This is a genomic window from Pseudonocardia sp. (genome assembly GCF_050250275.1).
GTDB lineage: Bacteria > Actinomycetota > Actinomycetes > Mycobacteriales > Pseudonocardiaceae > Pseudonocardia.
This window is the reverse complement of the sequence record NZ_JBFWOY010000010.1, coordinates 91,194-109,492: the sequence shown is the minus strand read 5'-3', so window position 1 is coordinate 109,492 and position 18,299 is coordinate 91,194. Positions and strand designations below refer to the sequence as shown.

The 18,299-nt window shown below is 74.8% G+C and carries 19 protein-coding genes; 6 read left to right on the top strand and 13 right to left on the bottom strand.

Going from position 1 to position 18,299, the window contains the following annotated elements; all coding sequences use genetic code 11:
- Position 1: 1 nt before the first annotated feature.
- The 5 genes from AB7F12_RS11800 to AB7F12_RS11780 are packed head-to-tail and all read right to left on the bottom strand — an operon-like array spanning position 2 to position 6,063.
- On the bottom strand, positions 2-397 hold the full coding sequence (locus AB7F12_RS11800; protein WP_428499698.1) for a cobalamin biosynthesis protein: 396 nt from the start codon (positions 395-397) through the stop codon (positions 2-4).
- On the bottom strand, positions 394-1,728 hold the full coding sequence (locus AB7F12_RS11795; RefSeq protein ID WP_428499699.1) for a cobyrinate a,c-diamide synthase: 1,335 nt from the start codon (positions 1,726-1,728) through the stop codon (positions 394-396). The genes AB7F12_RS11800 and AB7F12_RS11795 overlap by 4 nt, the downstream gene beginning before the upstream one ends.
- Positions 1,722-2,336, bottom strand: coding sequence for a cob(I)yrinic acid a,c-diamide adenosyltransferase (cobO, locus tag AB7F12_RS11790; RefSeq protein ID WP_428499700.1), 615 nt, complete (start codon positions 2,334-2,336; stop codon positions 1,722-1,724). The genes AB7F12_RS11795 and cobO overlap by 7 nt, the downstream gene beginning before the upstream one ends.
- 29 nt (positions 2,337-2,365) lie before the next feature.
- Positions 2,366-4,522, bottom strand: coding sequence for a VWA domain-containing protein (locus AB7F12_RS11785; protein ID WP_428499701.1), 2,157 nt, complete (start codon positions 4,520-4,522; stop codon positions 2,366-2,368).
- Positions 4,519-6,063, bottom strand: coding sequence for a cobyric acid synthase (locus tag AB7F12_RS11780; protein WP_428499702.1), 1,545 nt, complete (start codon positions 6,061-6,063; stop codon positions 4,519-4,521). Before AB7F12_RS11780 ends, AB7F12_RS11785 begins: the two co-directional genes overlap by 4 nt.
- A 197-nt stretch (positions 6,064-6,260) precedes the next feature.
- Here AB7F12_RS11780 and AB7F12_RS11775 point away from each other — a divergent pair, with 197 nt between their 5' ends.
- Positions 6,261-7,067 carry an SURF1 family cytochrome oxidase biogenesis protein gene (locus tag AB7F12_RS11775; protein ID WP_428499703.1) on the top strand — a complete coding sequence of 269 codons (807 nt, stop codon included), beginning with the start codon at positions 6,261-6,263 and terminating at the stop codon, positions 7,065-7,067.
- Here AB7F12_RS11775 and AB7F12_RS11770 read toward each other — a convergent pair.
- Positions 6,953-8,044: a cobalamin biosynthesis protein gene (locus tag AB7F12_RS11770; protein WP_428499704.1), complete on the bottom strand. Its 1,092-nt coding sequence runs from the start codon at positions 8,042-8,044 to the stop codon at positions 6,953-6,955. The genes AB7F12_RS11775 and AB7F12_RS11770 overlap by 115 nt on opposite strands.
- A 56-nt stretch (positions 8,045-8,100) precedes the next feature.
- Here AB7F12_RS11770 and AB7F12_RS11765 point away from each other — a divergent pair, with 56 nt between their 5' ends.
- Together AB7F12_RS11765 and AB7F12_RS11760 are read left to right on the top strand one after the other, a co-directional pair.
- Entirely contained in the window at positions 8,101-8,745 is a 645-nt protein-coding gene (locus tag AB7F12_RS11765) for a flavin reductase family protein (RefSeq protein ID WP_428499705.1), read from the top strand.
- Positions 8,746-8,835: 90 nt separating this feature from the next.
- Entirely contained in the window at positions 8,836-9,267 is a 432-nt protein-coding gene (locus AB7F12_RS11760; RefSeq protein WP_428499706.1) for a DUF1707 SHOCT-like domain-containing protein, read from the top strand.
- Positions 9,268-9,316: 49 nt separating this feature from the next.
- On the opposite strand, the gene AB7F12_RS11755 is transcribed toward AB7F12_RS11760, so the two are convergent.
- Positions 9,317-10,999: an AMP-binding protein gene (locus AB7F12_RS11755; RefSeq protein WP_428499707.1), complete on the bottom strand. Its 1,683-nt coding sequence runs from the start codon at positions 10,997-10,999 to the stop codon at positions 9,317-9,319.
- A 184-nt stretch (positions 11,000-11,183) separates the two neighbouring features.
- On the opposite strand from AB7F12_RS11755, the gene AB7F12_RS11750 reads away from it, so the two are divergent.
- A complete protein-coding gene (locus tag AB7F12_RS11750; RefSeq protein WP_428499708.1) occupies positions 11,184-11,663 on the top strand; it encodes a hypothetical protein in 480 nt (159 codons plus the stop codon).
- 143 nt (positions 11,664-11,806) lie between these two features.
- Entirely contained in the window at positions 11,807-12,217 is a 411-nt protein-coding gene (locus AB7F12_RS11745) for an SsgA family sporulation/cell division regulator (protein ID WP_428499709.1), read from the top strand.
- A gap of 20 nt (positions 12,218-12,237) precedes the next feature.
- On the opposite strand, the gene AB7F12_RS11740 is transcribed toward AB7F12_RS11745, so the two are convergent.
- Positions 12,238-12,858 carry a DUF5709 domain-containing protein gene (locus tag AB7F12_RS11740; RefSeq protein WP_428499710.1) on the bottom strand — a complete coding sequence of 207 codons (621 nt, stop codon included), beginning with the start codon at positions 12,856-12,858 and terminating at the stop codon, positions 12,238-12,240.
- Between the two features lie 243 nt (positions 12,859-13,101).
- Between AB7F12_RS11740 and AB7F12_RS11735 the strand changes: the two genes are divergently transcribed.
- On the top strand, positions 13,102-13,743 hold the full coding sequence (locus AB7F12_RS11735; RefSeq protein ID WP_428499711.1) for a TetR/AcrR family transcriptional regulator: 642 nt from the start codon (positions 13,102-13,104) through the stop codon (positions 13,741-13,743).
- Between the two features lie 31 nt (positions 13,744-13,774).
- On the opposite strand, the gene AB7F12_RS11730 is transcribed toward AB7F12_RS11735, so the two are convergent.
- From AB7F12_RS11730 to AB7F12_RS11710, 5 genes are all read right to left on the bottom strand, one after another.
- Positions 13,775-14,305, bottom strand: coding sequence for an ATP-binding protein (locus AB7F12_RS11730; RefSeq protein ID WP_428499712.1), 531 nt, complete (start codon positions 14,303-14,305; stop codon positions 13,775-13,777).
- 447 nt (positions 14,306-14,752) lie between these two features.
- Positions 14,753-16,087 (bottom strand): Nramp family divalent metal transporter, encoded by a 1,335-nt coding sequence (locus AB7F12_RS11725; protein WP_428499726.1) that lies wholly within the window; start codon positions 16,085-16,087, stop codon positions 14,753-14,755.
- Between the two features lie 24 nt (positions 16,088-16,111).
- A complete protein-coding gene (gene cobF / locus AB7F12_RS11720; protein WP_428499713.1) occupies positions 16,112-16,897 on the bottom strand; it encodes a precorrin-6A synthase (deacetylating) in 786 nt (261 codons plus the stop codon).
- A gap of 62 nt (positions 16,898-16,959) precedes the next feature.
- Positions 16,960-17,877, bottom strand: coding sequence for an aldose 1-epimerase family protein (locus tag AB7F12_RS11715; RefSeq protein WP_428499714.1), 918 nt, complete (start codon positions 17,875-17,877; stop codon positions 16,960-16,962).
- Positions 17,867-18,295 carry an STAS domain-containing protein gene (locus AB7F12_RS11710; protein ID WP_428499715.1) on the bottom strand — a complete coding sequence of 143 codons (429 nt, stop codon included), beginning with the start codon at positions 18,293-18,295 and terminating at the stop codon, positions 17,867-17,869. Before AB7F12_RS11710 ends, AB7F12_RS11715 begins: the two co-directional genes overlap by 11 nt.
- Positions 18,296-18,299 lie beyond the last annotated feature (4 nt).

Genomic DNA, 18,299 nt, shown 5'->3' with positions numbered 1-18,299 from the left:
CTCAGTTGCGGGAAAGGGCCGTTCGTGCGATTTCTGCGACGGCCGCCGTGCAGCGGTCCCCGACGGTCTTGGCGACGCGCAGGCGCACCTGCTCCCCGGGACCGGCGAGCTCGGTGGCGGCGAGCAGGGCGGCGGCTTCGGCGACGCTGCCCGTACCCGTCGCCGCACGGACCCTCGCGCTGCCCCCCGGCGCGCCGGCCCCGTCCAGGGCTGCCGCCGGGTAGGTCCGCAGCGGGGCGGGAGCGATGGCGGCGAGCAGGCCCGGCTCGTCGGCGCGGCGGTCGATGCTCGCGAACGCGACGACGTCCTCGGGCCGGTCGACGACCCGGGCCAGCAACTCAGCGACTGCCTCCTCGGGAACCCCGCTCGACGCGCCCAGCCCGACGACGAGCCTCACTCCGCGGCTGCGCTCACGAACGCGGCGACGGCCTCCGGGTCGCCCGCGGGGTGGGTGTGCAGGAACGACGCGTGCACCCCGCCGGCGACGAACCCCTCCGGCTCGGCACCCCGCCAGCCCCAGGCGGGCGCGACACCGGCGCGCGGGGTGACGGCGCAGTGGTGGAACTCGTGCCCGGTGACGCGGGTCCCGGCCGGGCGCCACGGCGTCGCGGACAACGAGACCGCGGCCCGATACCCGAGCGTCAGCCGCCCGGTCATCGACGCCGACGCCGCCAGCACCCCGCACATCGGGGCGCCGTCGAGGTCGGCGCACAGGTAGAGGAGCCCGCCGCACTCGGCGAGCACCGGCGCCCCACCCGCGGCGAGTTCGGCGACGGCGCTGCGCAGCGGGGCGTTGTCCGCGAGCGCGGCGACGTGTTCCTCGGGGAACCCCCCGCCCAGCACGAGCGCGGCGCAGTCGTCGGGCAGCTTCTCCTCGCGCAACGGGTCGACGACGACCACCCGCGCCCCGGCCGCGGCCAGCAACTCGGTGTGCTCGGCGTAGCCGAACGTGAAGGCATCGCCACCGGCGACGGCGACGACCGGTTGTGCCGCAACGGGTTGCGCGACCTGCGGATCCCATACCGGGCCGGGCTGGACCGGCCGGGCGAGCGCGACCACGGCGTCGAGGTCGACGTGCTCGGCGACCAGGGTGGCCATGGCGTCGACGGCCGCGTGCGCCGCCGCACCGTGCTCGGCCGCGGTGACCAGGCCCAGGTGGCGCGACGGGACCGCGAGGCCCTCGTGGCGAGGGAGGGCACCGAGGACGGGCAACCCGACCTCGGCTGCTGCTGCGCGCAGGATCGCCTCGTGCCGCGGGCTGCCGACCCGGTTGAGCACCACCCCCGCGATGTCGACGGGCCCCTCGCCGGGATCGAACGAGCGGAACCCGTGCAGCAGCGCGGCCAGGCTGCGCGACTGCCCCTTCGCGTCCACGACCAGCACCACCGGCGCCCCGACCAGCCGCGCGACATGGGCGGTGGAGCCGTGCCCGTCCTCGACCCGGCCGTCGAACAGCCCCATGACCCCCTCGACGACCGCGACCTCCGCCCCGGCCGACCCGTGGCGCAGCAGCGGCGCGATCCGCTCCTCGCCCACGAGCACCGGGTCGAGGTTGCGACCGGGCCGGCCCGCGGCGAGCGTGTGGTACCCGGGGTCGATGTAGTCGGGGCCGACCTTGAACGGCGCGACCGCCGTCCCCCGGCGGGCGAGCGCGGCCATGATCCCGGTCGCGACGGTCGTCTTCCCGCTGCCCGACGCGGGCGCGGCGACGACCAGGGCCCTCACCACTCGATGCCCCGCTGCCCCTTCTGGCCCGCGTCCATCGGGTGCTTGATCTTGGTGGTCTCCATGACCAGGTCCGCGGCCTCGATCAGCGCGGGCGCGGCATCGCGGCCGGTGATGATCACGTGCTGGCGGCCCTCCCGCGCGGTGAGCACCCCGACGACCTCGTCGACGTCGATCCACCCCCACTTCATGGGGTAGGTGAACTCGTCGAGGACGTAGACGTTGTGGACCTGGTTCTCGATCCGGCGCCGGATCTCCTGCCAGCCCTCGACCGCGTCGGCCGCGTGGTCCTCCTCGGTGCCCGCGCGCCGGGTCCAGCTCCAGCCGGCGCCCATCTTGTGCCACTCGACGGGCCCGCCCTGCCCGGTCTGCTCGTGCACCCGGCCCAGCGCGCGGAACGCCTCCTCCTCGCCGACCTTCCATTTCGCCGACTTCACGAACTGGAACACCCCGATCGACCAGCCCTGGTTCCAGCCGCGCAGCGCCAGCCCGAACGCGGCGGTCGACTTGCCCTTCATCTCACCGGTGTGCACGACGAGCAGCGGCCGGTTACGGCGCTGGCGCGTCGAGAGCCCGTCGTCGGGGACGCTGGCGACCTTGCCCTGCGGCACGGCGGTTCCTCCTGCTTCGTGGTTGCTGTTCAGGCTGCCCGGGACACGACACCGGCGACCGAGTCCGCCGTCAGCTCGTCGAGCCGGACCAGCTCGCCGCCGGCGTGGGCCGCGACCGTACCCGCGAGCCCCAGCCGCACCGGCCCGCTCTCGCAGTCGACGACGACCGTGTGCACGCCGTCGGCCGCGAGCAGGCCGGCGGCGCGGCAGGCGTCGGCGACCGGGTCGCCACCCTCGCGGGCCGCGACGGTCGCGCGGCCGTCGGTGAGCAGCACCAGCAGCGCGCGCCGACGCGGGTCACGGCGACGCTCGACGTCGAGCACCCGCCCGGCGCGCAGCAGGCCCTCGGCGAGCGGGGTGCGCCCGCCCGTGCGCAGCGCCGCGAGCCGGGCCTGGGCGGTGGGGACACTCGACGTCGGCGGCAGCGCGACCTCGGCGGACCCGCCGCGGAAGCTCACGAGGCCGACCTTGTCGCGGCGGCGGTAGGCGTCGCGCAGCAGTGCCAGCACGGCGCCCGACACCGCGCTCATCCGTGCGCGCGCCGCCATCGACCCCGATGCGTCGACGACGAACAGCACCAGGTTGCCCTCCCGGCCCTCACGCTCGGTGGAGCGCAGGTCGGCGGGGCGGACGACGAAGTGGGCGGCGGCGCGCGACCGCTGGTGCGGCGCGGCGGCGGCGAGGGTGGCGGGAAGGTGCAGGTCCGCGGCCCGGCGTGGGGTGGTCGTCGACGCGCGGACCACGCGGCCGGTGTCGGTGCGGGCCCGCGAGCGCCGGCCCGGGGTGCCCTCCCCGACGCCCGGGACGCGGAACCGTCGTGCCGCCGAGGAGGCCAGCCGCGCCGGCCGCGCCACGGGGACCGCGGCGCCGACCGGGTCGTCGCCCGCCCGCGACGGGCCGGGTTCGGACGCGCCCGAACCATCGGCCGCCGAACCGTCGGCACGCGAACCGTCCCTGCTCGAACCGTCGGGCCGCGAACCGTCTGCACCCGAACCATCTGCGCCCGAACCGTCGGCACCCGAACCATCTGCGCCCGAACCGTCGGCACCCGAACCGTCGGCGCCCGAACCGTCCGGGCCCGGACCGTCCGCACCGTCCGGCCCCGGGTCGTCCCTGCCCGGGCCGCCCGGGGTCGGCGGGTCGGGCTCCGGCTCGTCGTCGAGGTTGTCCGCGGCGGAGCGCATCGCATCGTCGAGGGTCTTGTCGTCGATCCCCGGCTCGTCGAACGGGTCACGACGACGCCGGTGCGGCAACGCGAGCCGCGCCGCGACCCGCACGTCCGCCTCCTCGACCACGTCGGCACCACGCCACGCGGCGTGCGCCACCGCCGCCCGGGCGATCACGAGATCCGCGCGCATCCCGTCGACCTCGACCGCCGCACACACCCCGGCGATCCGGCGCAGCTCACGATCCGGCAGCATCACCGCACCCAGCCGGGCCCGAGCCCCCCTGATCCGGGCGGCGATCCCCCGGTCGGCCTCGGCCCACTCCGCGCCGAAGCCCGCCGGGTCGGCCTCGAACGCCAGCCCGCGCCGCACCACCTCCGCCCGGGTCGCGACCTCCCGCGACGCCGCCACCTCCACGGTCAACCCGAACCGGTCCAGCAGCTGCGGGCGCAGCTCCCCCTCCTCCGGGTTCATCGTCCCGACCAGCAGGAACCGCGCCGCGTGCGACACCGACACCCCGTCGCGCTCGACATGGGCCCGGCCCATCGCGGCGGCGTCGAGGAGGAGGTCGACCAGGTGGTCGTGCAGGAGGTTGACCTCGTCGACGTAGAGGACACCGCGGTGCGCCTCGGCCAGCAGCCCCGGCTGGTAGGCGCGCACACCGTCGGCCAGGGCCCGTTCGAGGTCGAGCGCGCCGACGAGCCGGTCCTCGGTCGCGCCGACGGGCAGCTCGACCAGCCGCGCGGCCCGGGTCCCGGCCGCGGCGCCGTCCGGGTGCGGCCCGTCGGGGCAGCCCGGGTCCGGCGCGGCCGGGTCACACCCGAACCGGCACCCCACGACCACGGACAGCGCCGGCAGCAGCGACGCGAGCGCGCGCACGGCCGTCGACTTCGCGGTGCCCTTCTCACCCCGCACCAGCACCCCGCCGACGCCCGGGTGGACCGCGTTCAGCAGCAGGGCCAGGCGCAGGTCGTCGTGGCCGACGACCGCGGAGAAGGGGTATCGCAGAGCGGCGTTCATCGCGTCGAGCCTGCCAGACCGGTCGTCAGGACCGGGAGGTCTGCCGGTGCACCGTGATTGATCACATGTTCAATCGCGTCCATGTCGAGGTGGGTGGCGACGAGGTCGCCCAGCACGTCGAGCTGCGCATCACGCTCGGCGGCGAAGTCGGTGTCGGGGGCGACGACGAACCCGGCCCGGCCCGCCTGCACCGCGAACCGGGAGAGCAGGGCACGACGGAACGCATCGTTCTCCAACAACCCGTGCCAGTGCGTGCCGAGCACCGTCCCGGTGTCCGAGCCCTCCCCCGGATCCTCGAGCAGCACCGGGTCACCACAGGCCACGACCCGGCCGTGATGGATCTCGTAGCCACGCACCGGCAGACCCCACACCGTCCCAGCCGGGTTACCCAGGTGCTTACGGGCCTCGAAACGCACCTCCAGGTCGAGCAGCCCCAGCCCCTCCACACCCGCCCCGCCCACGACCTCGACCCCCTCCGGGTCGGCGATACGCCGCCCGAGCATCTGGTAACCGCCGCAGATACCCAACACCGGCTTCCCCGCCGCGGCATGGGCACGGACCGCGTCGGCGATCCCGCTACGACGCAACCACCCCAGATCCGCCACCGTGGCCTTGGACCCCGGCAGCACCACGACATCGGCGTCGAGCAACCGCGACGGCTCCGTCACGTACCGCACCGCGACCCCCGGCTCACAGGCCAACGCCTCGGCGTCGGTGGCGTTGGAGATACGCGGCAACCGCACGACCGCGACCCGCAGCCACGCCGACCCGCGCGGCGGCCCCGGACGCCCGAGCACACCGTCGGCCACCGCCGAGAGGGAGTCCTCGGCATCGAGCCACAACCGGTCCGACCACGGCAACACCCCGAACGTCGGCCGGCCCGTCAGCGCACGCAGCTGATCGAGCCCGGGCGCCAGCAGCGCCGGGTCCCCCCGGAACTTGTTGACCACGAACCCCGCTATCCGCGCCTGGTCGGCCGGGTCGAGCACCGCGACCGTCCCGAACAGGTGGGCGAGCACACCGCCGCGGTCGATGTCACCGACCACGACGACGGGCAGGTCCGCAGCCTGCGCCAACCCCATGTTGGTGATGTCACCGGCACGCAGGTTGATCTCGGCCGGCGACCCCGCCCCCTCGCAGACCACCACGTCGTAGCGGGCACGCAGGCCCGCGAGCGAGTCCGCGACCACACCCCGCAGCGCCGCCGTCCGCGTCCGGTAGGACATCGCGCTGACATGACCCTCGGCGCGGCCACGGACGACGACCTGCGAGGTCCGGTCGCTGCCGGGCTTGAGCAGCACCGGGTTGAACTCGACGCTGGGCGCCAGCCCACACGCGTGCGCCTGCATCGCCTGGGCGCGCCCGATCTCACCACCGTCGGGGGTGACCACGGAGTTGTTGCTCATGTTCTGGGCTTTGAACGGCGCGACCGACACCCCGCGCCGGTGCAACAGCCGGCACAACCCCGCGACCACGGCGCTCTTCCCCGCATCCGAGGTCGTCCCCGCCACGAGCAGCGCACCGCTGGGACCGTCGGACATCTGCCCAGTATCGAGCCCCCGCGGCCGGCGGTGCCGCCGGAGCGACCATCGCCACTCACGCCCCCTCGCGCGAGCGCCCCGCCCGGCAGCCACACGCCCCGCCGGCACCGCCGCCCACGCGTGACGCCGTCATCGGACGGGCCGGCCGCGAGCGACCGCGATGACGGGCGCGGACCCGGACCGCCTAACGTGTGGTCATGCGTTTCCTGCTGCGGCCCCAGTGGATCGCCCTCGTCGTGGCGGTCGTCGGGTTCGCCGTGGCCTGCTACGTCTACCTCGCGCCGTGGCAGTTCGGCCGCGAGTCCGCGCGCGACGGCGAGCAGAAGCAGATCGACGTGGCCGCGACGCTGAGCGCCGTGCCCTTCGGCACCCTCGTGCCGGGCGACGCCGTCGGCAGCGACGTCGCGTGGCGGCAGGTCACGCTGACCGGCACCTTCCTGCCGCAGGACGAGGTGGTGGTGCGGCTGCGGGTCGTCGACGGCAAGCCCGCCGTCGAGGTCATGACGCCGATGCGCACCACCGACGGGCGGGTGGTGGTCGTCGACCGGGGCACCGTGCGCGCCACCGACGGTCAGACCGTCCCGGAGTTCGAGCCCGCGCCGCAGGGCGAGGTCACCGTCGAGGGCCGGCTGCGCACTGACGAGACCGACCCGCAGGCCCGGGCCGCGTTCGACGCCGCCGGGCACCGGCAGATGTACGCGGCCGACTCGAAGACCGTCGCCGCGGCGGCGGGGACGCCGATGGTGGTCGGGTACGTCGCGCAGCAGTCGGGTCCGGGTGTGCTCACGCCGCTGCCCGTCGAGGCGGGCGAGGGCGCGGCGCCGTTCTCCAACTTCTCCTATGCGCTGCAGTGGCTGACGTTCGGCGCGATCGCGATCGTCGCGCTCGGCTACTTCGTGCGTCTGGAGCTGCTGCAGCGCCGCGGCGGTCGTGACCGCGCCGGGGATCGCGCGGCGCTGCGCGACGCCCTCTCGGGTCGCGACGAGACCCCCGGCGGTCCCTGAGCGCCGGGTCCCGCGCCGGATCCCTGTCGGGTCCACCGCGAGCCCGGTGTGCGCCGGGCGGCGGCGCCTGCGGCCGTCAGGAGTGCCGCGGCGATGCCGACCGCACGCGACAGCCGGGCCGCGCGCAGCAGGTCGGGGACGGCGGGCGGACGGCCGTCGCCCAGCAGCGGCCGCTCCTGCACCCCGTAGGGGTACGCGGTCGTGCCGCCGAGCCGCAACCCGAGCGCCCCGGCCGCGGCGGCCTCCACGGGTCCGGCGTTGGGACTCGGATGGGCGCGCGCGTCGCGCCGCCAGACCCGGACCGCCGCGCGCGGTGACCCACCGACGACCGGCGCCAGCCCCGCGAACAGCAGGGCCGCGACCCGGGCGGGCACGAGGTTGGCGGCGTCGTCGAGGCGCGCCGCAGCCCACCCGAAGCGTTCGTGGCGTGCCGAGCGGTGCCCGATCATGGCGTCGAGGGTGTTGACGGCGCGGTAGCCCAGCAGGCCCGGGACCCCGGCTACGGCCCCCCAGAACAGCGGGGCGACGACGGCGTCGGAGGTGTTCTCCGCCAGCGACTCCACCCCGGCGCGGGCCATCCCGGGGGCGTCGAGCGTCGACGGGTCGCGTCCGCACAGGCTGGGCAGGCGGCGGCGGGCGGCGGCGAGGTCGCCCGCGGTGAGCTCGCGGCCCAGCGCCGCACCCTCCCCCACCAGCGACCGGCCGCCGAGGACGGTCCAGGTCGCCGCGGCGGTGACGACGACGGTGCCGGCGGGGCCCCGCGCGCACCGTTCGACGATCGCCCCGGCACCGGCGACGGCGCCGACCAGCGCGGCGGTGTGCAGCGCTCCGCGGCGGCGGTCGTCGGCCCAGGACCGGGTCTCGAGCGCGGCGGCGAGGCGCCCGAACCCGGCGACGGGATGGAAGCGGCGGGGGTCGCCGAACGCGAGGTCGGCGAGGACGCCCAGGAGCAGGCCTGCGGCGCGGGAGGGACGCACAGGGCGACGCTACGGTCCCGCTGCGGGCGCCCGCCGCCGGGGGAGATGATCGGGGCATGCGCACCGACATGGTTCCCGACGAGATGGGCGCCTCGAAGTTCTACAAACTGCTCACCGCATCCGTGGTGCCGCGCCCGATCGCCTGGGTGTCCACGCGGTCGGCCGCCGGCGTCGACAACCTCGCGCCGCACTCGTTCTTCACGGTCGCGTGCGTGGACCCGCCGATGTTGCAGTTCACCTCGGTCGGGACGAAGGACTCGTTGCGCAACGTGCGCGAGACCGGGGAGTTCGTGATCTCGCTGGCGACGGAGTCGATGTTCGAGCGGATCAACGCCACGGCGACCGACTTCCCTGCGGAGATCAGCGAGTTCACCGCCGTCGGGCTGACGCCGGAGGCGAGCACGGTCGTGGCGCCGCGGCGCGTGGCGGAGTCACCGGTCGCGTTCGAGTGCCGGCTGGAGCACGACCTGGAGCTGGGCGACTCGACGGTGGTCATCGGCCGGGTGGTGCACGCCGTGGTCGACGACGACGTGCTGGTCACCGACGAGCGTGGCAACACGCTGCCTGCGGTGCAGCGGCTGCGGCCGCTGGCCCGGCTGGGTCGTGACGAGTGGTCGCGCCTGGGCGAGGTCGTGACGATCTCGCGGATCGCGTGGAAGAACTGGCCGGGGCACTTCACCGAGGTGCCGCCCGCCCCGTGACCCGCTGATCGTGCCATCCTCGACATGTCGAACTTGACAGGTCGAGGATGGCACGGCAATCTGGGCCCACGTCGAGGGACGGAGAGGCCGATGACCGAGCACACCGCACGACCCGACCTGCGGATCGGCGACGCCGAACGCGAGCACACCGAGGCGCTGCTGCGCGTCCACGTCGGCGCGGGCCGGCTCGACCTCCCCGAGTTCGAGTCGCGCCTCGACGCCGTCTACACCGCCCGCACCCGGGCCGACCTCGACGGGGTCACCCGCGACCTCCCCGCCCCCACGGCGCACCCGGCCGCCCCGGCCCGCCCGCGGCCGGGCCCGCAGCACGCCGCGACGTGGGCACCCTGGGCACTCGCCGGAACCATCTGCACCGTCGTGTGGCTCGCGACGTCGATCGGCACGGGCAGCGTCCAGCCGTTCTGGCCGATCTGGGTCATCGGCCCGTGGGGCGCGATGCTGATGCTCGCCACCCTCACCGGCCGGCACGCGCCGTGCCCCACGGGCCGCGCCGGTTCCTGACCCCGGCGGACCCGCAGCGGGTGGTGGCCGCCACGGCGACCACCGCCACTCACAAGGTGTACTCGCCCGTCGGGGTGGCCGAGTCCGAGCCGCGGATGTCCTGTTCCCGGACACGCAGCTCCACCCGGCGGATCTTGCCGGAGATCGTCTTGGGCAGGTCGGCGAACTCCAGACGACGGATCCGCTTGTACGGCGCCAGGTTGTCGCGCGCGAACTCCAGGATCGAACGGGCCGTCGCCTCGTCGGCCGCGTGCCCGGACGCCAGCACCACGTACGCCTTCGGCACCGCGAGCCGCACCGGGTCCGGCGACGGCACGACGGCCGCCTCCGCGACGGCCGGGTGCTCGATCAGCACGCTCTCCAGCTCGAACGGGCTGATCCGGTAGTCGCTGGCCTTGAAGACGTCGTCGGAACGGCCCACGTAGGTGATGTAGCCGTCCGCGTCGCGGGAGCCGACGTCGCCGGTGTGGTAGTAGCCACCGGCCATCGCCTCGGCGTTGCGCTCGTCGTCGCCGTAGTAGCCGACCATCAGCCCCGTCGGACGCCGGGACAGGTCGATGCAGATCTCGCCCTCGTCGGCCTTCTCCCCGGTCGTGGGGTCGATCAGCTCGATCGGGAAGCCCGGGACGGGACGCCCCATCGAGCCGGGCTTGACCGCCTGGCCGGGCGGGTTGGCGATCTGCACGCTGGACTCGGTCTGCCCGAAGCCGTCGCGGATCCGCACCCCCCAGGCCTTCTCGACCTGCTCGATGACCTCCGGGTTGAGCGGCTCACCCGCACCGACGACCTTGCTCGGCGGGGTACGCAGGGCCGACAGGTCGGCCTGGATGAGCATGCGCCAGACCGTCGGCGGGGCGCAGAAGCTGTCGACGCCGCAGCGCCCCAGCACATCCAGCACCGACTCGGCGTCGAACCGGGCGTAGTTCATGACCAGCACGGTCGCCTCGGCGATCCAGGGCGCGAACACGTTGGACCACGCGTGCTTGGCCCACCCGGGCGAGGAGATGTTGAGGTGGACGTCGCCGGGCTCCAGCCCGATCCAGTACATCGTCGACAGGTGACCCACCGGGTAGGACTGGTGGGTGTGCTCCACGAGCTTGGGCTTGGCCGTGGTGCCGGATGTGAAGTAGAGCAACAGCGTGTCGTCGGCGCGGGTGACCCCGTCGGGGACGAACGTGTCGGCGGCGTCGTAGGCGTCGGTGTAGTCGAGCCAGCCCTGCGGGGCGCCGCGCACCGCGATGCGCGTGTAGTCGCCGGCGACGTCGTCGAACTTCCCGGCGTCGCCACCCCCGACGACGACGTGCCTGGCGTTGCCACGCTCGACCCGGTCACGCAGGTCCTCGGCGGTGAGCAGCGTCGTCGCCGGGATGACGACGGCGCCCAGCTTCATCGCCGCGAGCAGGGTCTCCCACAGCTCCAGCTGGTTGCCGAGCATCAGGATGATCCGGTCGCCGCGACCGACCCCGTTCGCGCGCAACCAGTTCGCCACCCGGCTCGACCGCGACGACATCTCCGCGAACGTCCAGTACGCCTCGGAGCCGTCGCTCTCCACGATCCACAGCGCCCGCCGGGAACCACGCTCCGCGTCGGCGGCGACGGCGTCGAAGTGGTCGAGCGCCCAGTTGAACTCGGTCAGCTCGGGCCAGCGGAAGTCCCGCACCGCCGTGTCGTAGTCGGTGCGGTGGGCGAGCAGGAAGTCGCGCGCCGCGTAGAAGGCTTCCGCATCGGTCATGTCGCACTCCGTCGTCGGCCGGCCGATCATCTCGGCAGTCACCCTAGCCACGGCGGGCCCCGCGTGGAGAGTGCCGCGGCCGACCGGGCCTGACCGTCCGGCGGGGTACCGGGCGGTCACGTCAGCCTGACGTGCGGGCGGGGACGACAGGTGCCCGCGGGCGTCGCGGCTAGCGTCCACGGTCGTGACGCCGCAGCCTGCCGCTCCTGCTCCCGTCCGCACCGCGCACCGCCGGTGGGCCGCACCCCCGCGGGTCGTCGCCGCACTGGCGCTGGCGGTCGCCGTGTCCGTCGCGGGGTGCGGGTCCCCCACGCAACAGGCCGGCCCGACGCCCCCGGCCGGACAGGCGACGCCCCCGCCCGCCGCCACCACCCCCGCCCCGGCGGGCACCCTGCTGTGGCCGGTCACCGACGTCGCCCAGGCGAGGGCGCTGCAGGCCCAGGTCGACCAGGGCTCGCAGGCGTGGCTGCTCGACCCGTCGGAGGTCGCGACGAGCTACGCGACGGCCGTCCTGCAGTGGCGCGCACCGAGCGCCGGGGCACCCGACGGCGGCACGGTCGTCGTCACCGACCCCGACGCCGGCACGGTCACGCTGACGATGGTGCAACCGGCCACGACCGGGTCCGCAGGCGTCTGGATCGTGTCCGCCGAACAGCGGAACTGACGCTGCGCTCATCAGAGGATCGAATTACGTCATCTGTTCGAGTGAACCGGCCGTGGATGTGCAGCGTTCCGGCGACTCCGGACGATTCCCTGTGCAAGACCGGAACATCGGGGACCGGCACCACAGCACCAGGGAGCACGACGATGACGACCGACTCGGTCCAGCAGGACATGTTCACCGTCCTCCACGGCCAGCCCGCGCCGGTCGTGACCCGCTGGTCCTACTCCGCCGACGACCCGTTCGCCGTCGTCCTCGCCGTCCGCACCCGCAGCGACCGCTGGGTCGAGTGGATGGTCGCGCGGGACCTGGTCGTCGACTCGCTCGAAGGACCCGCCGGCTACGGCCACGTCCGGATGAGCCCGCAGATCGTCCAGGGCTACGACATCGTGGAGATCGAGATCTCCTCCCACGACGGCCGCGCGATCCTCGAGGTCGACCGCGACCTGCTGCGCAGCTTCGTCGAGTCCACCCTCGAGCTCGTCGCGCTCGGCGCCGAGTCCGACTGCATGGACATCGACTCCGCGATCGCCAAGCTCACCCAGGGCTGCCCCTGACCGGCGTCCCGGCCGCCTGCTCACCGCAGGCGGCCCTCGGGACCCACGTCCTCGCGCCCCGACGCGGGCGCCACCGCCCCACCCGCGTCCGGGTGCGCATCGATCCCGGCCGCCCGGTCGTCGAACGCTCCGCGGTGCTCCGCATCGCGTCCCGCCACCGGGTCACCCTCCGCGTCACGACTCGCATCCCGCTCGGCCTGCTCGGCCCCCGGATCGCTGTCCAGCTGCTCGGTCACCTCGGGGTCCTCCATCGGGCTGTCGTCCACCACCGGTTCGAACGCGTCGGCCCCGCCGCCGGTGCGGTGCACCGCCGCCTCCTCCGCCGACGCCGCGCCCCCGTCGACACCCACGTCGCGTGCCGCGGTGTCGCCGTCCGCGTCGGGTTCGAGCCGGCCGGCGCGCTGCGGGTCGACCGCCGGCACGTCGTCGGGCAGCTCGCGGGCGAGCCGGTCGTCGAGCGACTCCCCCTCCCGCGCGCCCGCCGGGGTCACGGTGTCGCCGTCCAGCTCGAACGGGCGGTCCGGCGGGACGTAGCCCGCGTCCAGCGGGTCTCCCGCTCCGGTCAAGGTGTACTCGGCGTCCTCCTGGACCAGTTGGCCCGCGTCGGGGTCCTGCGGCTGCGGATCGTCACGGCGTGACATCGCCGGTCGTTCCTCTCGTTCGGGGTGCCGGACGGCGACCCGCCCGGTGATCGTCGCGGATACCCGCACGGCGGCCCCACCACACCGCCCGGCCCGAACGGGGGGTCGGCGGACCGCGTCGCCGACGTCCGCCGACGTCGCCACGGCGGCGATGTGTTGTGATGACCACAGCAGCGACCGGCCTGGGCGAACCGGACGAAATTCGCGCCCGGCGGGCCGCGCGAGCCACGGCGAGGAGGTCAGATGGCGGACAGGGGCGAGTCCGAAGGGCGCACGAACAGGCCGCCCCGGACACGCGACGCCGCGGCCACCCGGCGGGCCCTGCTCGCAGCCGCCCGCGAACTGTTCGCCTCCGTCGGCTACGACGCCACCACGGTCCGGGCCGTCGCCGACCGGGCCGGGGTCAACCAGGCACTGTTGTTCCGCCACTTCGGCAACAAGGAAGGCCTGTTCGCCGAAGCCATCTCCGGCGAGGCCATGGCCGTGCTGGAGGACGGGCCGCCCGAGGACCTGCTGCGCCGCACCCTCGACGCGATCATGGCCGACGACCCGAGCGGCACCGAGCTCTTCTTCGCCGTCCTGCGCTCCACCGGGAGCAGCGAGGCCGGTGTACTCCTGCGCGCCGAGCTCGAGTCGCGCTGGGCCGGCGCGTTCGCCTCGCTCGCCACCACCGACGACGTCGACGACGCCGCCCTGCGCGCCGAGCTCGTCCTCGCCTGGCTCCTCGGCATCGGGTTGCTGCGCACCGTCATCGCGACCCGTCCCATCGCCGGGGCCGACCCCGCCACGATCAGCGCCCACGTGCTGCGCGGCGCCCGGGCGGTCCTCGACGGGAGCGCCGACGTCCCCCCGGCGACACCGGCGGTCGAGGGCACCGGGCACTGAGCCCGGCGGCGAGCCCCGGCCCCGCGGCGCGTCACCCGCCGACGAGCCCGTCACCCCGGTCGGTCAACGGGTGGCGCAGCAGGACGCGGCTGCCCCGCTCGTCGACGTGGATGAGCACGGCGCCGACCATCCGCTGCATGAGACCGATCCCCCGGCCCGGGGTCTCGGTGGGGGTCCACGTGCCGTGGTCGGTGATCTCGATGCACAACGCGTCCGGCTCCGTCCACAGCGTCAGGTCCACGTTGCCGGGGTCGTCCGGGCTGTAGGCGTGCTCGACGACGTTCGCCGCCGCCTCGTCGACGGCGAGGACGACGTCGTCGACCTCGTCCGGGGCGAGTCCGAGCGGCCCGATCCAGGCCACCAGCTCGCGGCGGATGTGCCCGAGCGCGGCCGCCTCGGCCGGCCAGGAACGATGGACGAACTCGACGGCCAGGGGTCCGGACCCCGCGCTGCCGTCGGCCGGGTCGGCGTCGTAGGCGGGGCCGGGTTCGACCGGGCCGGGTTCGACCGGGCCGGGGTCGGGGTGGTCGATCGGGTCGGGGTGTCGGGCGGGCTGCGTCATCGGCACGCTCCGTGAGCTGGGGTCCGGCGCGGTGCGCCGCGGAGGGGACGTACCCGGAAGGAGTTGCACGGACCACCCCCCGGGCAAACACCACCGGCCGCATCCAGCGCGACGCTCGTCCGCTCGCCGCGCCGCACTCCCCCGACGAGGCGCATCTGCCCGACAGCCCGCCGGAGCCGCGTGCCGGTCCGGCGCACATCGCCCGCGCACCGGCGCGTCACGGCACGCTCCCGGCGCCGGCGACGCGATCGCCCCACGGCCCCGCCCGGGCGGGGCCGGCAGCCGGCCCGGGGCGGAGCCCCACGCAGCCGGGCGCGACGCCGGAGCCCGCGGACACCGGCGGGTCGGCGACCGCGGGACCCCCCTCGCACCCGCAGGTGTCCGACGGCCGCCCCGTCACCGGCGTTGCACCCGATGCCCCGACGACCCCGTGCCGGCGGGAGGCGGTCAGCCCCGGCCGGTCACCGTCAGGTACAGCAGGACGACGTTGAGCGCCACGATCGCCGTGCAGACGACGATCCCGGCGGCGACGGTGACACGCCTGTTGACGTCGTCACCCATGATCGAGCGCCGCGAGGTGAGGATGACCAGCGGGATCAGGGCGAAGGGGATGCCGAAGGACAGCACGACCTGGGAGACGATCAGCGCCCACGTGGGGTCGATGCCCATGCCCAGGACGACGAGCGCGGGGATCGCGGTGACGACCCGCCGGGCGAGCAACGGCACCTTGATCTTCAGCAGGCCCGCCATCACGACGGAGCCGGAGTAGCAGCCGACAGCGGTCGAGGCCAGGCCGGAGAACAGCAGCGCGATGGCGAAACCGAGAGCGAACAGGGGGCCGGCCTTGTCGCCGATCGCGGCGTGGACACCTTCGAGGGTCTCGGTGCGTTCGTCACCGCTGAGCAGGGCGGCACCGACGAGGAGCAGGCCCAGGTTCACGGCACCGGCGACGGTGAGGGCGACGGCGACGTCGGCCTTGGTGGCCGTCAGTAGCCGGCGGCGGTCGGGGCCGGGGGCCGGCGAGCCGTGCCGGTCGCGCGAGAGCGACGAGTGGACGTAGATGGCGTGGGGCATCACGGTGGCGCCGAGCATGCCGGCGGCCAGCAGGATGCTGCTGGTGCCCTCGAAGCCGGGGACCATGCCGCCGACGATGCCGGCGGCCGAGGGCGGGGCGGCGAAGAGGCTGGCGACGAACCCGATGCCGACGACGAGCAGCATCGTGGTGACGACGCGCTCGAAGGGCTTCTGCCCGAAGCGGTCGGCGACCTTGAGGATCACCATGGAGACGACCGCGGTGATGACGCCACCCCAGACGAGGGGCAGGTCGAACAGCAGGGCGAGGGCGATGGCGCCGCCGAGGACCTCGGCGAGGTCGGTGGCCATGGTGACGAGCTCGGCCTGGGCCCAGTAGGCGAAGCGGACACGCCGCGGGAGGTGGTCGCGCAGCGACTCGGGCAGCGACTTGCCCGTGACGAGCCCGAGCTTGGCGGACAGGTACTGCACGAGGCCCGCCATGACGTTGGCGGCGAGCACGACCCAGACGAGCAGGTAGCCGAAGCCCGCGCCGGCGGCGGTGTTGGTCGCGACGTTGCCCGGGTCGACGTAGGCGGCGGCCGCCACCAGCGCCGGGCCGAGGAGCAGCGCCCCGGATCGGGCGCGCTCGACGCGTGCCTTCACCGCCATGGTCATCGCGTTCACCCGCTCGGACCTCCGCGAGAGTCGAGTCGCCCACCGGCATGATCGGCCAGTCTCCGCGAGGTCCCGGGTGGTCGCCGTCTCAATCGGAGACGGTCGCGGCGCCCTCGGTCAGCGCCTGCCGGGGTCGCGGCGCAGCAGGTAGGTGTCCATGATCCAGCCCTTGCGGGCGCGCGCCTCGGCGCGGACCCGGACGATCTCGTCCTTGACCCCCTGCAGGTCCCCGCTGACGAGGATCTCGTCGGGGGTACCGAGGTAGGCGCCCCAGTAGATGGCCAGGTCGTCGTCGGGCAGCGACGCGAAGGTGCTCGCGCCGTCGAGCATGACGACGACGTCGTCGACGTCGCGCGGCATCCCCGCGGCGAGGCGCCGGCCCGTCGTCACCAGTACCGAGCCGCCGACCCGGTTGAGGATGAGCCGGTGCGCGGCGGCGAGGGCGGCGACGCTGCTGACACCGGGGACCGACTCGACGTCGAAGCCCGGCCCGCCGGAGGCGACGTCGGCCTCGCGGATGCCGGCGAGCAGCCGCAGGGTGCCGTCGTAGAGGGCCGGGTCGCCCCACACGAGGAAGGCGCCGACGCCGTCGGGGCCCAGCTCGTCGGTGATCATCGCGGCGTAGAGGTCGGCGCGGCGGTCCTGCCAGTCGAGGACGGCGTCGCGGTAGGCGCCACCGCTCGCGTCGCGGTCGCGCTCGGGATCGGGGGCGTCGACGACGCGGTAGGTCCCGGCGTCGACGTGGCGGTCGATCAGTTCGGTGCGCAGCGCGGCGAGGTCGTCCTTGACGGTGCCCTTGTCGATGCCGAAGAACACGTCGGCGCGGCGCATGGCCGCGACCGCCTGCAGGGTCAGATGGTCGGGGTCACCCGCACCGATCCCGATCACGAGCACCGTCCGCATGGCACGACCGTAATCGATGCCCGGTGTGGGGCAGCGGGTCTGTGACGTGCGGCAGGGTGTGATCAGGTCAGCGGGCGGAGCCCCCAGCGGGCGCTCCACCGTTCGCCGGGGGCGAGGACGACGAGGCCGTCGCCGGAGTTGAGCGCGTCGGGCGGGCAGGTCATGGGTTCGACCGCGACCGCGGGGCCGTTGCCGCCCAGGTCGTCGGGGGTGAAGACCTGCACCCAGGCGAAAGCGGGGTCGGCCCACAGCTCGACCCCGCCGTCGGGGGAGGTGAGCCGGTGGCGGACGAGGTCGTCGCCGGGTCCGGGGCGGGCGCCGCCGAAACAGTCGTCGAGGCGGGCGTCGCGCAGGGAGATGGTGCGCTCGTCGTCGGTGAGGGGCCGCGGCTCGCCCTCGGGCAGCTGGTCGCGCAGCGTGATCGCCGTCGTCGCGGCGAGGTGCAGGGTGCAGTCGCGGACGGCGGCGGTCCCGACCCGCAGGTAGGGGTGCGAGCCGACGCCGAAGGGCACGTCGCCGGTGCCGAGGTTGCGGGCGCCGACGGTGACCGTGAGCCCGTCGGCCGCCACGGAGTAGCCGACCGTGACGCACACCGGCTGCGGCCAGCCCGGCTGCGCGACGGCGACGGCGGCGAGGGTGACGGCGTCGGAAGTCTGCTCGACGACGGTCCAGCAGACGTGGCGGAGCAGCCCGTGGATGGCGTTGCCGGCGGCGGGTTCGGTGAGGGCGAGCTGCTGCTCGGTGCCCTCCCAGGTCCAGCGGCCGCCGCGGACCCGGTTGGGCCAGGGTGCCAGCAGGGCGCCGCAGCCGCGGGGCGGGCGGACGCCCTCGGGGTAGGTCTCGGCGTAGGCGCGGCCACCCGACTCGAAGGCACGCAGTCCGGCGCCGACCTCGGTGACGACGGCGGTGGTGCCCGCCCCGTCGGTCACCGTCAGCTGGCGGCCGGTGGGGAGCATCGTCTGCGGCACGTCACCGATCATGGTGGTGATCCTCGTCGGCCGCCGGCGTCGCGTCGAGGGTCTCGGCGACCGCCTCCACGGAGTCGGCGAGTGTGAAGACGGCGACCAGTCCGGTGACCTCGAGCGGGCGTTCCACCGCGCGGTTGCCGGCGACGACGACGTGCAGCGGCACGACCGCCACCGCGCAGGCGCGGCGGGCCTCGACGAGCTGGTCGAGCCCGGACGAGTCGAGGAACGTCACGGCGCGCATGTCGACGACCAGCGCTGCGGGACCTGCCGCGAGCGCCTGTCCGACGGCGGTGCCGAGCCGGCCCGCGCCTGCGAGGTCGACGTCGCCGGTCACGGTGACGACGGCGACGCCGTCCGGGGCGGGCAGCACACGGATGCCCGGCTCCTCCTCGGGCGTGCGCCCGGGGCGGACCTTCGACGTCCCGTCCACGTGC